Raw genomic sequence first — 13,497 nt, 5'->3', positions numbered from 1 at the left:
GCCGGGTCGGGTGGGAGTGCAATGAATGTGCGGTGATCGAGCACTCTAGGTAGGTCATGAACAGCACGTTCAGCTCTCGGCTCGGTCCGTTGCGGAGCAAACGGATCGTGCTGATCTGGGCGGTGCTCGGTGTGGTCGGCGTGCTCACCACCACCGGTCTGCTCATCACCGGACATTCCGCTGACACGAGTGAAATGCACACCGCGCGTACGGTTTCCGGCAATTCGATGACGCCGGGATTCGCCGGTGCCCTGCCCGACTCGGCGAATCCGATCGGCGACGCCGCACCTCCGGTCCCCTTCGCGCCCTTGGCCGGGGCATCGCAGGCCGGGATGCCGGTGGCGTCGAGCCGCGCGGTGCAGGCGCTTGCCGACCATCCGCTCTTCGCTCAGCACGTCGGACTCGGCAGGGTCGATTGCAAACTTCCCGCCTGGCACGAGGATCCGGAGGCGGCGCGGGCCTTCTATCGGGCCGCGGTCGCCTGCCTGGACGCGTCCTGGGAACCGACACTGCGCGGCGCCGGGCTGCCGTTCCATCCGCCGCGGCTACTCGCCCCCGCCGAATCCCGTGAAGTGGTAAGCCAATGCGTGCAGCGCCTGCGCAACGGCCCGACAACGTTCTACTGCGCCCTCGACGAAACCCTCGTCCTGCCGTACGACGCCATGCGGCCGCTGTCCAGCGGCTCGCGCCGCGGCGCCCAATTGGCCGTCCTCAGTACCGAATACGGCCACCACGTCCAGAATCTGATCGGCGTCATGCAGGCATACAACGAAAAACGCTCGACCGTCGGCAAGGACACCACCGCCGGTCGCGAACAAAGCCGCCGCATGGAACTACAGGCCCGCTGCTTCTCCGGCATGTTCCTCGGCACCAACTTCGGACGTGCCGATATCGACGGACAAGCCTGGACCGAAGCCTCCCACACCGTCCGGAGCAGCCACGCCACCCGTGACCCGCGCATGCAGGGCACCGAAGAGAACGTGTGGGGCTGGTGGAAATGGGGTTCCGACAAGGGCGACACCTGGGAGTGCAACACCTGGTACAGCGCCCCGGCGCACGTGGAATAGCGCCATCTGATCCGCACCTGGGCATACCACGAACCGCGCCACCCAGATTCGGTGCGGCCGGACTGGGACATAGTCGTCGATCCGATGTCTGTGAGCGCGTCGAGGAGATCCGACGTTCGGAGTGGGGCCGCTAGCGCCGCGCTTCTCGGTGGCCGAGCCGTCTACTGGGTTGCCGGGCGATCCTCGGACAGCACCTCGAGCACGGCTGCGGTATCCAGATAGAACGGCCGAATCTCGGCGATCAGGCCAGCGCGGAAGGTCATCAGCTGCATTACCGAGGTCTCCAGCATCCGGCCGGTGGCGCGGGCCAGCATGCGGCCGCGGTTGTAGATGACCACCGTCTTGCCGTCTACCACGAACCGCTGCTCGATGAACACCAACGATGCCCAGGTCCGGCTCATTGCCGCCATGAATTTCTCGATGCCGTCTGGGCCGTGCCATTCGCCGCCGTAGGGCAAATGCTCGGCCTGGTACATGACGACATCAGGTGCCAAGCAAGCGGCCATCGCATCGAAGTTCGCGCCATCTGTGATGTAGGCGGCTTCGGCGGCGAAGAAGTTCTGCAGTGCTGCGCGGGTTGTGGTCACCGGGAAATCATGGCCGCCGAGTCGCATCGCTTCTGGCGGAAATCGGACGGCTCGCTGGACTCTCGGCACTAGGGGGTGCCGCGGCTGTGGATTGTCGGTGGGGCTCCCTAGACTCTTGCACGTGACCCCAGCGACTACTGATCAGCGTTCCAGCGCCCCAAAGGCGACGGGCACAGCCGCGGCAGCCGATGAGCGGCCGACGTTGTTGCTGCTGGATGGGCATTCGATTGCCTATCGCGCATTCTTCGCGCTGCCCGCGGAGAACTTCAAGACGGTCACCGGGCAGACCACGAACGCGGTGTACGGATTCACCGCGATGCTGATCAATCTGTTGCGTGACGAGAAGCCGACGCATATCGCGGCCGCTTTCGACGTCAGTCGCAAGACCTTCCGTACCGAGGCCTATCCGGAGTACAAAGCGGGGCGCAATGCCACGCCCGATGAGTTCCGCGGCCAGGTCGAACTCACCAAGGATGTGCTCGGTGCCATGGGCATCCCGGTGATGGCGATCGACGGCTTCGAGGCCGACGACCTGATCGCCACCATCGCGACCCAGGCCGTGGCCGTGGGGTTCCGCGTCCTGATCGTCTCTGGTGACCGCGATGCCATCCAGTTGGTCAGCGATGAGGTCACGCTGCTCTACCCGCGCAAGGGCGTTTCCGATCTCACTCGGTTCACCCCGGATGAGGTGATGGCCAAGTACCAGCTCACCCCGGCACAGTATCCGGATTACGCGGCCCTGCGCGGTGACCCGAGTGACAATCTGCCCGGCATTCCGGGCGTCGGGGAGAAGACCGCCGCCAAGTGGATTCGCGAGTACGGCGATCTGGTCACCCTCGTCGACAAGGTGGACGAGGTGAAGGGCAAGGTCGGCGACGCACTGCGCGCCAACCTCAGCAGTGTGGTGCTCAACCGTCAGCTCACCGAAATGGTCCGCGACGTCCCGCTGCCCTACACCCCCGACCAGCTGGCCCAGCAGCCATGGGATCGCAATAAGATCCACCAGCTCTTCGACGACCTGGAGTTCCGGGTACTGCGCGATCGGCTCTTCGAAACCCTCGCCCCGCCGGAGCCCGAGGCCGAAGCCGGCTTCGAGATCAGCGGCGGTGCGCTCGCGGTCGGCGCGGTCCGCGAATGGCTCGCCGAACATGCGAAGGTCGATGTCCGCCATGGCATTTCGGTAGTCGGCACCAGTGCGCCCGGCAATGGCGACACGCGCGCGCTCGCCATCGCCGCCGCGGACGGCGAGAGCGGCTACATCGATGTCGCCGTGCTGACCCCTGAAGATGAAGCCGCACTGGGTGCTTGGCTGGCCGATCCGGCCGTGCCGAAGGCGCTGCACGAGGCCAAGGCCGCGATGCACGCTCTGCGCGGTCGCGGCTGGACCCTGGCCGGTCTCACCAGCGATACCGCCCTGTCCGCCTACTTGGTCCGCCCCGGCCAGCGCAGCTTCAATCTCGACGATCTCTCGCTGCGTTACCTGCACCGCGAACTGCGCGCCGAAACCGACGAAACTCCGCAGCTGTCCCTGCTCGACGATGCCGACACCGTGGACGCCGAGCTGGCGCGGACCGAAATGCTGCGCGCCAGGGCCGTTCTCGACCTGGCCGAGGCACTCGACGGCGAACTGCGCCAGATCGAATCCAGCGCACTGCTCGACGATATGGAGCTGCCGCTGCTCGGTGTGCTCGCCGAACTGGAAAATGCGGGCATCGCGGTCGATATCGACCAGCTCGAGACCCTGCAGCGCCAATTCGCCGACAAGGTTACCGAGGCAGCCAACGCCGCCTATGCGGTGATCGGCAAGCAGATCAACCTCGGCTCACCCAAGCAACTGCAGGTGGTGCTTTTCGACGAACTCGATATGCCGAAGACCAAGCGCACCAAGACCGGCTACACGACCGACGCCGACGCATTGGAATCGCTGTTCGAGAAGACCGAGCATCCGTTTCTGCGGCATCTGCTCGAACACCGCGACGCCACTCGGCTCAAGGTCACCGTGGACGGACTGCTCAAATCGGTCGCCGATGATGGCCGCATCCACACCACCTTCAACCAGACCATCGCCGCCACCGGCCGTCTCTCCTCGACCGAACCGAATCTGCAGAACATCCCGATCCGCACCGACACCGGCCGCCGGATCCGCGATACCTTCGTCGTCGGCCCCGGCTACCAGTCACTGATGACCGCGGATTACAGCCAGATCGAAATGCGCATCATGGCCCACCTTTCCGGTGACGAGGGCCTGATCGAGGCCTTCAACTCCGGCGAGGATCTGCACACCTTCGTCGCCTCCAAGGCCTTCGATATCCCGCTGTCGGAGGTGACACCCGAGATGCGCCGCCGGATCAAGGCGATGTCCTATGGGCTCGCGTACGGTCTGAGCTCCTACGGTCTTTCGACGCAGCTGAAGATCAGCACGCAGGAGGCCAAGGAGCAGATGGAGGTCTACTTCGACCGCTTCGGCGGCATTCGGGACTACCTCTACGAGGTCGTCGAACAGGCACGCAAGGTCGGCTATACCGAAACCCTCTTCGGTCGCCGCCGCTACCTGCCCGATCTGGACTCCAGCAACCGCCAGCGCCGCGAGGCCGCCGAACGCATGGCCCTCAACGCGCCCATCCAGGGCACCGCGGCCGACATCATCAAGGTCGCGATGATCAATGTGCACAAGGCGATCAAGGAAGCGGGCCTGCGCTCGCGCATGCTGCTGCAGATCCACGACGAACTGGTCTTCGAGGTAGCCGAAGGGGAGCGCGACACCCTGGACGCACTCGCCCGCGAACAGATGTCCTCGGCGATCACGCTGTCGGTCCCGTTGGACGTCTCGGTCGGCACCGGCCGCAGCTGGGACTCCGCCGCGCACTGAGCAAGGGGCATGAGCGCGGTCTGTAGGCGGACCGCGGCGGCGAGATCCCTTGTCCGATAGACGGTTCCGTCGTTCTGCCCGGCCAGATCGACGCCCGCGTCGGCGAACGCCTTCGTCGCAACGGCCGCGTCACGCTCACCAACATCCCCCGGGGCCGCATTTCGACTGCGCGAAAACTACGTCACACCGCCGGATCGTTCACGTTCGAACGATCACCGGTCGCGCGGCACCAGCTTCGCCGACCCGGTGCGCAGATCGATCTCATCGCGCGGCGGCGCCCCATCCGACTTATCTTCTTTATGCATCAGTGCCGTCTGTCGCTGCTCGAATTCGTGATGCTTCGAACCTTGAAAGGCCGCGGCGACCTGTTCGAATCCGGTCGCGGCGACCGGTGTGTGCTTGCGGTGCTTGAACCACGGCAGTATCCGAGTTCCGGTGAGTCGATTCCACAGCACCTCGATGAATGCGAGTCCGATCAGCAGGATGGCCAATCCAGGAATGGTCATGGCGACAAGGGCACCCATGTGACCGAAAGTACCGCCGCGACGGCGGATTGCCATCCACCCTCGGTACTGCAAGCCCTGAGCTGCGAGAACGATACTCGCTAGTAGGCATGGCGGTGCGACAAATATGGTTGCTATTGCGTCAGGATGGACCTATTCTGGTCGGCGTGCCGAATTCCGTCGACCACCACAGCGCCGCGCTTCATGTCGCAGACCGCGACAGCGCAGTGCTAATTCCGCTGACCGCGATGGTGGCAACTCGGCGACTTCTCGTAGTAACCCGCCGTAGCGGGGTCTGATTCGGACCGGCCCCCTCGCTGCGGGCTACTGATTACATACTGCTGGTCCCCTCTGTCAATTGAGAAGACAATCCTCGGGAAGACCTCCGCACATGACCATCCTGACTCGTGATCCCAACATGTTCATCGCCGCCGCCCCCAAGGCGCTGCGCGCCGAATGCGCCGATCTGACCCCGGCGCAGTTCCACCACCGCTATTGCGAGCACACCGGCCCGATTCGGGTCGGTGACTGGTCGCCCGCGGGTAATCGGAGCGCGGAATTCACGGCCACTCTCGAATTCGCCGGCCACCTGCGCACGGTGACCGCTACCGGCAGCCCGGTCGCCGCGATGACCTCGGCCCTCTACGACGAGGGCTACCCGGTCGAAATCCTGCAATTCCACCAGCGCCGCACCGCTGCCGGCACCGCGACGTTCGTGCAGTGCGAATGCAATGGCAGGCGCGGTTGGGGCGCGGCCCTGGCCGACGACGGCGCCGAATCGACGGTCCACGCCATGATCGCGGGCGTCAACAAACTGGGCGCCTGAGCGCAGCGAAACGCACCGGGCCGTTCACGTTCATGTGAACGGCCCGGTGCGTGGTGCGAACCGGAGACTACTGACCGGCCTGCTGTTCGGCGAGTTGCTTGCGCACCTCGTCCATATCCAGCGCCTTCACCTGGGTCACCAGATCCTCCAGCGCGGCGGGCGGCAGCGCACCCGGCTGCGCGAAGACCAGCACGCCCTCGCGGAACGCCATGATGGTCGGAATCGAGCGGATGTTGGCGGCGGCGGCCAGGCCCTGTTCGGCCTCGGTGTCGACCTTGCCGTGCACGACATCCGGATGGTTGTTCGAAGAGGCCTCGAAGGTGGGTGCGAAGCTCTTGCACGGACCGCACCAGTCGGCCCAGAAATCGACGAGTACCACGTCGTTTCCGGTGACGACCTCATCGAAATTCTGCTGGTTCAGCGTCTGGGTGGCCATGACGTCCTCTCGTGTCGTAGTCGCCAGCTATAACATCCGGCGCGATATTTATCTTCCGACGGTGCCGTTATCTTCCTCGGGCGACCGGCCACTCGCGCCGTTGATCGCCGTCCCAACGCCGGATACCCACCACGGTCGCGGCGAAATCACGGTCCCTGGCGACGGCGTGGATCGCCTCGCCCAGATGCTGCGCCGGCACCCGCCTGGCCAGCGTGATATGCGGCGTCCACTCATCGGGTTGCACATTCGACGGTATGCCTGGACACGGCGATACGATCGAGGAAATACGACGTTGCAGCGCGAGTAACTGCTCCGAGGGCACCACCAGCCGGACCAGGATCGGATGGCGCGCACCGAAGACCAGCACGCCGCCGAGTCGTATCGGAATCGGCCGGAAGCTCAGCTGGTCCAGCGCGTGATCGATGCGCGGCCAGATCTGCCTGGCCACCGCGATGGTGATATGCGGCCGGTTGGATTCGATATTCTTCCCGGCCAAACTAGGAATGCCCGCATCCGCGAGCAACCGCCACTGCCGCCGGATCTCGGCATCGGCCACATCGTCCAATAACAATTCGACCGACTGCACCATAGTTCACGAAAGGTTAGCCGCCCGCTCGACCCGATGCGCGGCGAACACACAGCCCAGTTGTCGGCGAACGCGCGGCGTCGCGGGAGGATGGCCTGGTGAATGGTGATACGCCGCCCATGCGACTCGGCCTCATCGAAGGTGACGGCATCGGCCCCGAGGTGGTCCGCGCCACCCGTATGGTGGTCGACGAAGCACTCGCCGCGGCCGGCGCGGCCACGGTCGACTGGGTTCGGTTGCCGATGGGGCAGCGCGCCATCGAGGAATTCGGCAATCCGCTGCCGGAGCAGACTCTCGCGGCCCTCGACGAACTCGACGCCTGGATCCTCGGCCCGCACGACAACGCCGCCTACCCGCCCGAACATCGAATCGCGCCCGGCGGCGCCATCCGCAAACGTTTCGGTCTCTACGCGAATATCCGTCCCGCGCGGGCCTTCGCCGGAATCGAGGCGAGTGCTCCCGATATCGACCTGGTGATCGTCCGCGAGAACAGCGAGGGTTTCTACGCCGACCGCAATATGTTCGCCGGGTCGGGCGAGTTCCGGCCGACCCCTGACGTGGCGCTGGCAGTTGGCGTGATCACCCGGCAGGCCTGCGAGCGGATCGCGTATGAGGCGTTCCGGCTCGCGGCCGCACGTCGCAAGCGGGTCACCATCGTGCACAAGGCCAATGTGCTGCCCATGACCATGGGCCTGTTCCGCGACGTCTGCTATGACGTCGCCCATGCCTATCCGAGCGTCGAGGTTGACGACGAACACGTCGACGCGGCCGCCGCCCATCTGGTCCGCGCCGCCCGCGACTACGACGTGGTGGTGACCGAGAATCTCTTCGGCGACATCCTTTCCGATCTCGCGGGGCAGCTGAGTGGCTCGCTCGGCATCGCCGCATCGCTCAACTGCTCGGGGACCAAGGCGATGGCCCAGGCGGTGCACGGCGCGGCGCCGACACTGGCCGGACACAATCGCGCGAACCCGGCGGCGTTGCAGCTCTCAGCGGCAATGTTGTTGCACTGGCTCGGAATTCGTGACAACAACCCCGCCCTATCGAGCGCGGGTGAACGTATCGAACGTGCCGTCGCGGGGAGTTTCGCCGCTCGGGTCGCCACCGCGGACCTGGGCGGGCTTGCCTCAACCAGTGAATTCACCGAGCAGGTGTGCGCAAGGGTGCACCGGCGCTGATCCTGCCCGCCGCGCCGACGGGCTCGGCGCACTGTTCAGTCTTCGGGGAGGAGTTGCTGGGACACGTGTTCCTGGGCGAGGCGGCGTAGTGCGGACAGTAAGGTGTCGCCGAGCAGTGTTCCGACAACGGCGGTTTCGGTCATTCGCTCGACAGTGGGCTTGTCGCGAACCAGGCCGATATCGATGGCCGCGATCGATTCGGAGGCGGTCGCGTAGTCGTCCATCGCGGCGACGATATCGGCGTGCCCGAGTAGCCGCAGCGCGGCGCAGACGTCGATCAGGGTCTGCCGCGCCGAGCTTTCCGGATCGATCTGCCAACCGCGCCGGGTGAGCAGTGCCTCGACGTCCGCGGTGGCGCGTTCCAGCTCATGCTCGCCAACGGGCGAACGACGTCCACCCAGTGCGTAGAGCACTTCGCCGAGCGACTCCCGGGCGGTGAGTTTGCCGGTGTCGAGCACGCCCAAAAGTTCGCTGGCCGCGTCCACCGACAGGCCGCCGATGTCGAGCAGCGCTCGGATCAGACGCAGCCGGTGCACATGGTCTTCGCTGTATTCCACCTGGTTGTGGTGCGTGCGGATGCCGGATTGCAGTAGGCCCTCGCGCACGTAGTACTTGATCGTTGCGGCAGGCACCCCGCTGGCGCGGCTGAGTTCGGCGATTCGCATGGCACTCCTGGTTCTCGAGATCGACTCGGTTCCGATTATTGACAGCTGGAAGTTCGGCTCCCTACCATCCCTATCGATAATAGAACTATCGATACTGAAGATTTCGATCCGGGCACCGCGAAAGATGCCGGACCGATCACCGTTCCCGGAGGCGTAAATGGAAACCCTGATCTTTCTGGCGGTCGTGCTGCTCGGGCTGCGCCTGGCCGGCGCGTTGGGGGCGAGTCGATTCACGCACGGGCCCACCTGCGGTGCGTATGCGCTGGCGGCGATGCTGGTACTCACCGGCACAACGCATTTCCTCCCGGACAGTCTGGCTGGCGGGCCAGCCCCGACGCGCGCCGACCTCGTGCCGCTGGTGCCGCCCTTCGTTCCCCTGCCCGACTTCCAGGTGTATTTGACCGGCGTACTGGAACTGCTCGGCGCCCTCGGTCTCGTCCTGACCAGAACTCGTCGCCCGGCCGGGTTGGGATTGACGGTGCTGTTCGTTGTGCTGCTGCCCGCCAATATCTATGCGGCCGTCTCGGGCATACCGTTCAATGGCGCGCCCGCACCCTCACTCTGGACTCGCATCCCCGAGCAGTTGATTTACGTCGCGGTCGCGCTGTGGGCCGCCGGACTCCTCGCGTTCCGGCGAGAGCGTGTCGCCGCGACTTCGGAACCGGCGCGGTGATCCGTGCCGCTACCGGCAGGGCGGTGGCGATCTTGTCGGTCGCTGCAGGTGCCCGGCCAGCAGCATCTGCCGACTGCCGCCGATGCGGAGGCCCGGCGGTACGCGATGCCGGGCCGACATTGGCCGGACACAATCGCGCAAACCCGGCGGCGTCGCCGCTCTCGGCGGCAATGATGCCGCACTGCCTCGGAATTCGCGACGACAACCACGCGTTGTCGAGTGCGGGCGGGCGCATCGAACCTTCCGTCGCGGGGACTTGTGCCGCTGGCCGACCTGGGTGTGCTTGCCGCGACCAGCGAGTTCACCGGACGAGTCCGTGTGCGGGTGCACCCACGCTGACCGGGGTGACCAGCAGCCCGACTCGTGCGAACATCGGACCATCCGGTATGGTCCACCGCCGGTACCTGTGTGTTTGCTGTGCTCGAAGTGTTCCGCACAGAACGGATAATCTTCCGTTACTGTCCAGCACGAAACGCCGCGATCGCTTAGATTGCCAAACGGGTGGTGACACCCGGGTTTCTCGAATCCGAATTGTGGAGGGCTGCTGTGTCTGTTCGATCGGTTCTTGGCAGGCGCGCCCTGCAAGCGATGTGTGTACTCGCCGGTGGTGCACTGGTGCTGACGGGCTGTAGTAACTCCGAGGACAGCTCGCCCGCAGTGGCGAAGGTACAGGGTATCGACAAGTTCGACACGGCGGCGGCGCTGCTTCCGGACAAGATCAAGCAGTCGGGCAAGCTCGTCGTCGGAGTCAATATTCCCTATCAGCCCAACGAGTACAAGGATCCGAGCGGCAAGATCGTCGGCTTCGATGTCGACCTCATGGATGCGGTCGCGGCGACTCTCGGCCTCAAGGCCGAATACCTCGAATCCTCCTTCGAGAAGATCATTCCCGCGATCCAGGCGGGCACCTACGACGTCGGCATGTCCTCCATCACCGACTCGAAGGAACGCGAACAGAGCGTCGACTTCACCACCTACTTCAGCGCCGGTATCCAGTGGGCACAGCAGACGGGTAAGCCGATCGACCCGGATAACGCCTGCGGTAAGCGGGTGGCGGTGCAGGCCACCACGGTTGAGGACACCGACGAGATTCCGGCGCGCAGCAAGAAGTGCGAGGCGGAGGGCAAGCCCGCCATCGATAAGAAGCCGTTCGACGAGCAGAGCGCGGCGACCAACGCCCTGATTCTCGGCCAAGTCGACGCGATGTCGGCGGATTCGCCGGTGACCGCGTACGCGATCAAGAAGAGCGACGGCAAGATCGAGGCGGCGGGCAAGGTCTTCGATTCGGCGCCCTACGGTTGGGCCATCCCCAAGGGGTCGGCGCTCGGCAAGGCGCTGCAGGCCGCCGTCCAGCACCTGATCGACAACGGTAAGTACCTGGAGATCACCAAGAACTGGGGTGTGCAGGAAGGCGCGATCACCAAGTCGGTCATCAACGGCGCTGCGAGCTGACCGATGTCGTCATCCGAAATCACGCCGGCGTCCGGTGACAACACCGGGCCCGGCCGGCCGATCGACACGGCAGAACCGGAGCCGATCAAGGCCGTTCCACTACGCAGGCCGGGCCGCTGGATCGCCGCGGCGATCATCCTCGCCCTGCTCGGGTTGTTCATCTACGGTGCGGCCACCAACCCCGCGTACGCGTGGGGGACCTATCGAAAGTACCTGTTCGACAGCCGGATCGCTTCCGGCGCGGTGGTCACCCTCGAACTGACCGTGTTGGCGATGGCGATTGCCATCGTGCTCGGCACGTTGCTCGCGGTGATGCGCCTGTCGCCGAATCCGGTGTTGCGCTCGGTGGCTTGGGTGTATCTGTGGATCTTCCGTGGCACACCGGTTTTCGTGCAGTTGGTGTTCTGGGGTCTGTTCCCGTCGCTGTACAAGTCGCTCCAGTTCGGGGTACCGTTCGGGCCCGAATTCGTGCGGATCGATGTGCAGGGCCTGCAGGCCGCATTCACCTTCGCGGTAATCGGCCTCGGTCTCAACGAGGCGGCGTATATGGCCGAAATCGTCCGTGCCGGAATCAATTCCGTAGGTGAGGGACAGCGCGAGGCCTCGGTGGCGCTCGGCATGTCGTGGTCACAGACCATGCGCAGGACCGTGCTGCCGCAGGCGATGCGGGTGATCATCCCGCCGACCGGCAATGAGCTGATCGGCATGCTGAAGACCACCTCGCTGGTCACCGCCATCCCGTTGAGCACCGATCTCTACGGGCGGGCCCGCGATATCTACGGCGTGAACTTCCAGCCGATCCCGCTGCTCTTGGTCACCGCCACTTGGTATCTCGCGGTCACCAGTGTGTTGATGATCGGGCAGTACTACCTGGAGCGCCACTACTCACGAGGCGCCTCTCGGCAGCTGACCGCCAAGCAGCTGCAGGAACTGGCCGACGCACAGACGATTGTGAAGGCGAAATGAGCGCGAGTCCGGATAAGAACGATGCGGGTCCGATGATCATCGCGGATCGGGTCTGCAAGAACTTCGGTGCGCTGCAGGTACTCAAGGGTATTTCGCTCGAGGTCGGGCGCGGGGATGTGCTGTGCCTGATCGGGCCGTCGGGTTCGGGTAAGTCGACCTTCCTGCGCTGCATCAACCACCTCGAGCAGGTGAACGCGGGTCGGCTCTACGTCGACGGCGACCTCATCGGCTATCGCGAAAAAGGCGGCAAACTCTACGAAATGCACCCGCGCGATGCTGCCAAGCAGCGCCGCGATATCGGCATGGTGTTCCAGCATTTCAACCTGTTCCCACATCGGACGGCGCTGGAGAACATTGTCGAGGCGCCCATCCAGGTGAAGGGCATCAACAAGGCGGACGCGGTGGCGCGTGCGCACCAGTTGCTGGACCGAGTCGGCATGGGGGACAAGGCGAATGCCTATCCCGCCCAGCTCTCCGGTGGCCAGCAGCAGCGCGTCGCGATCGCCCGTGCGCTGGCCATGGATCCCAAGCTGATGCTCTTCGACGAGCCGACCTCGGCACTGGATCCGGAATTGGTCGGCGAGGTGCTGGGGGTCATGCGCGAACTCGCCGCCGACGGGATGACAATGGTGGTCGTCACCCACGAAATGGGTTTCGCCCGTGAGGTTGCCGACCAACTGGTATTCATGGACGGCGGTGTGGTCGTGGAGGCGGGTAATCCGCGCGAGGTGCTCGCCGACCCGAAACACGAACGCACCAAGGCGTTCCTGTCGCGGCTGCTCTGAATTCAGCGGCCGCCCAAGCCGATACGGAGTTGTCCGAGTAGAACTTTCGCGGCCGGACGGCCCGGTCGATCGCGTCGCCACGCCAGCGCGAGCTGTCCGCGCAGCTCCGGTTCGGTGATCGGCAACACCCGTACGCCGAACGCCGCGGCCTCCTCGGCTGTCAGTGCGGGCACCACCGCGATACCGAGGCCGCGGGCTGCGAGCCGGAGCAACAGTGGGGGAGCGGCGGCCTCGAAGGCGATATCGGGCTCGAATCCCGCTGCGGCACAGGCGCGATCGAAGACACCCCGGATGCCGGTGCCGCGCGGTAGGCAGATCAGCTGGTGCTCGCGCAACTGCTCGAGCGTGATCGCACCACGCCGTTTACCGCCCGGCGCTACCGCCGCAACCACCGGCGTATCGAGCACAACATCGATGCCGATATCGGCACCGATCTCCGCGCCGGTCAACCCGACCAGGGCGATATCCAGTTCACCGCTTTGCACCGCCGCGAGCATCCGTTCGGAGGTGTCCTCGGTCAGGGTGATGCCGACCTGTGGGTGGTCGTCGTGAAAGTCCGCGAGCACCGAGGAGATATCGAATTCCTCGTCACCGGCGCCGGATATGCATCCGACACGGACGTGTCCGCGCAGCAGTCCGGTGAATTCGTCCACTGTCGTGGCGATCCGCTCGGTCGCCGCAAGCGCGGCCCGGGCATGCGGTAGCACCGCCGCGCCCACCTCGGTCAAGGTCACCGAGCGGCCGCCGCGATCCAGCAGCTGTTGTCCCAGTTCCCGTTCGAGCTGGCGGATCTGCGCGCTGAGTCCGGGTTGGGTCAGGTGCAATCGGGCGGCGGCGCGGGTGAAGTTGGCCTCCTCGACCACGGTCACGAAGTAGCGGAGCTGACGCAATTCCATAACTATTG

Annotated in this window: 14 protein-coding genes; 8 read left to right on the top strand and 6 right to left on the bottom strand. The window is 65.1% G+C overall.

What is annotated here, in order from left to right:
- Window positions 1–56 precede the first annotated feature (56 nt).
- A complete protein-coding gene (locus AB0J29_RS23225) occupies window positions 57–1,067 on the top strand; it encodes a neutral zinc metallopeptidase (RefSeq protein WP_364789786.1) in 1,011 nt (336 codons plus the stop codon).
- 161 nt (window positions 1,068–1,228) lie between these two features.
- On the opposite strand, the gene AB0J29_RS23220 is transcribed toward AB0J29_RS23225, so the two are convergent.
- Complete coding sequence (locus AB0J29_RS23220) at window positions 1,229–1,654, bottom strand: nuclear transport factor 2 family protein (RefSeq protein ID WP_364789783.1); 426 nt, start codon at window positions 1,652–1,654, stop codon at window positions 1,229–1,231.
- 121 nt (window positions 1,655–1,775) lie between these two features.
- Here AB0J29_RS23220 and polA point away from each other — a divergent pair, with 121 nt between their 5' ends.
- A complete protein-coding gene (gene polA, locus AB0J29_RS23215; RefSeq protein WP_364789780.1) occupies window positions 1,776–4,523 on the top strand; it encodes a DNA polymerase I in 2,748 nt (915 codons plus the stop codon).
- A 212-nt stretch (window positions 4,524–4,735) separates the two neighbouring features.
- On the opposite strand, the gene AB0J29_RS23210 is transcribed toward polA, so the two are convergent.
- Window positions 4,736–5,047: a DUF6191 domain-containing protein gene (locus AB0J29_RS23210; protein ID WP_364789777.1), complete on the bottom strand. Its 312-nt coding sequence runs from the start codon at window positions 5,045–5,047 to the stop codon at window positions 4,736–4,738.
- A gap of 370 nt (window positions 5,048–5,417) precedes the next feature.
- On the opposite strand from AB0J29_RS23210, the gene AB0J29_RS23205 reads away from it, so the two are divergent.
- The gene (locus AB0J29_RS23205; protein WP_364789774.1) at window positions 5,418–5,852 is read left to right on the top strand and encodes a 2-keto-3-deoxygluconate kinase; all 435 of its coding nucleotides are present in this window, start codon (window positions 5,418–5,420) and stop codon (window positions 5,850–5,852) included.
- A 67-nt stretch (window positions 5,853–5,919) separates the two neighbouring features.
- Here the strand turns inward: AB0J29_RS23205 and trxA are convergent, their stop codons facing one another.
- Both trxA and AB0J29_RS23195 read right to left on the bottom strand, forming a co-directional pair.
- Window positions 5,920–6,288, bottom strand: a complete 369-nt coding sequence (trxA, locus tag AB0J29_RS23200; protein WP_364789771.1) for a thioredoxin — start codon at window positions 6,286–6,288, stop codon at window positions 5,920–5,922.
- Between the two features lie 67 nt (window positions 6,289–6,355).
- Window positions 6,356–6,877 (bottom strand): 2'-5' RNA ligase family protein, encoded by a 522-nt coding sequence (locus AB0J29_RS23195; protein ID WP_364789768.1) that lies wholly within the window; start codon window positions 6,875–6,877, stop codon window positions 6,356–6,358.
- A gap of 116 nt (window positions 6,878–6,993) precedes the next feature.
- Between AB0J29_RS23195 and AB0J29_RS23190 the strand changes: the two genes are divergently transcribed.
- Window positions 6,994–8,052: an isocitrate/isopropylmalate family dehydrogenase gene (locus AB0J29_RS23190; protein WP_364789864.1), complete on the top strand. Its 1,059-nt coding sequence runs from the start codon at window positions 6,994–6,996 to the stop codon at window positions 8,050–8,052.
- 35 nt (window positions 8,053–8,087) lie between these two features.
- Here AB0J29_RS23190 and AB0J29_RS23185 read toward each other — a convergent pair whose 3' ends face one another.
- Window positions 8,088–8,717: a MerR family transcriptional regulator gene (locus AB0J29_RS23185; protein ID WP_364789765.1), complete on the bottom strand. Its 630-nt coding sequence runs from the start codon at window positions 8,715–8,717 to the stop codon at window positions 8,088–8,090.
- 157 nt (window positions 8,718–8,874) lie between these two features.
- Here AB0J29_RS23185 and AB0J29_RS23180 point away from each other — a divergent pair, with 157 nt between their 5' ends.
- The 4 genes from AB0J29_RS23180 to AB0J29_RS23165 all read left to right on the top strand — a co-directional run bounded on the left by AB0J29_RS23180 (window position 8,875) and on the right by AB0J29_RS23165 (window position 12,593).
- A complete protein-coding gene (locus AB0J29_RS23180; protein ID WP_364789762.1) occupies window positions 8,875–9,390 on the top strand; it encodes a hypothetical protein in 516 nt (171 codons plus the stop codon).
- A gap of 588 nt (window positions 9,391–9,978) precedes the next feature.
- On the top strand, window positions 9,979–10,842 hold the full coding sequence (locus AB0J29_RS23175; protein WP_364789861.1) for an ABC transporter substrate-binding protein: 864 nt from the start codon (window positions 9,979–9,981) through the stop codon (window positions 10,840–10,842).
- Window positions 10,843–10,845: 3 nt separating this feature from the next.
- Window positions 10,846–11,808: an amino acid ABC transporter permease gene (locus AB0J29_RS23170; protein ID WP_364789759.1), complete on the top strand. Its 963-nt coding sequence runs from the start codon at window positions 10,846–10,848 to the stop codon at window positions 11,806–11,808.
- Complete coding sequence (locus AB0J29_RS23165) at window positions 11,805–12,593, top strand: amino acid ABC transporter ATP-binding protein (protein WP_364789756.1); 789 nt, start codon at window positions 11,805–11,807, stop codon at window positions 12,591–12,593. The genes AB0J29_RS23170 and AB0J29_RS23165 overlap by 4 nt, the downstream gene beginning before the upstream one ends.
- Before the next feature lie 2 nt (window positions 12,594–12,595).
- Here AB0J29_RS23165 and AB0J29_RS23160 read toward each other — a convergent pair whose 3' ends face one another.
- Window positions 12,596–13,489, bottom strand: coding sequence for a LysR family transcriptional regulator (locus tag AB0J29_RS23160; protein WP_364789753.1), 894 nt, complete (start codon window positions 13,487–13,489; stop codon window positions 12,596–12,598).
- Between the last annotated feature and the right edge of the window lie 8 nt (window positions 13,490–13,497).

The sequence above is a fragment of the Nocardia sp. NPDC049707 genome (genome assembly GCF_040674855.1).
GTDB lineage: Bacteria > Actinomycetota > Actinomycetes > Mycobacteriales > Mycobacteriaceae > Nocardia.
This window is presented reverse-complemented; position numbering and strand designations above follow the sequence as displayed.

Excerpts from the sequence above, each read along its gene's own strand:
- AB0J29_RS23225 (WP_364789786.1), top strand. The coding sequence starts at position 57 with ATGAACAGCACGTTCAGCTCTCGGCTCGGTCCGTTGCGGAGCAAACGG.
- AB0J29_RS23210 (WP_364789777.1), bottom strand. The coding sequence starts at position 5,047 with ATGGGTGCCCTTGTCGCCATGACCATTCCTGGATTGGCCATCCTGCTG.
- AB0J29_RS23205 (WP_364789774.1), top strand. The coding sequence starts at position 5,418 with ATGACCATCCTGACTCGTGATCCCAACATGTTCATCGCCGCCGCCCCC.
- trxA (WP_364789771.1), bottom strand. The coding sequence starts at position 6,288 with ATGGCCACCCAGACGCTGAACCAGCAGAATTTCGATGAGGTCGTCACC.
- AB0J29_RS23195 (WP_364789768.1), bottom strand. The coding sequence starts at position 6,877 with ATGGTGCAGTCGGTCGAATTGTTATTGGACGATGTGGCCGATGCCGAG.
- AB0J29_RS23190 (WP_364789864.1), top strand. The coding sequence starts at position 6,994 with ATGCGACTCGGCCTCATCGAAGGTGACGGCATCGGCCCCGAGGTGGTC.
- AB0J29_RS23185 (WP_364789765.1), bottom strand. The coding sequence starts at position 8,717 with ATGCGAATCGCCGAACTCAGCCGCGCCAGCGGGGTGCCTGCCGCAACG.
- AB0J29_RS23180 (WP_364789762.1), top strand. The coding sequence starts at position 8,875 with ATGGAAACCCTGATCTTTCTGGCGGTCGTGCTGCTCGGGCTGCGCCTG.
- AB0J29_RS23175 (WP_364789861.1), top strand. The coding sequence starts at position 9,979 with ATGTGTGTACTCGCCGGTGGTGCACTGGTGCTGACGGGCTGTAGTAAC.
- AB0J29_RS23170 (WP_364789759.1), top strand. The coding sequence starts at position 10,846 with ATGTCGTCATCCGAAATCACGCCGGCGTCCGGTGACAACACCGGGCCC.
- AB0J29_RS23165 (WP_364789756.1), top strand. The coding sequence starts at position 11,805 with ATGAGCGCGAGTCCGGATAAGAACGATGCGGGTCCGATGATCATCGCG.
- AB0J29_RS23160 (WP_364789753.1), bottom strand. The coding sequence starts at position 13,489 with ATGGAATTGCGTCAGCTCCGCTACTTCGTGACCGTGGTCGAGGAGGCC.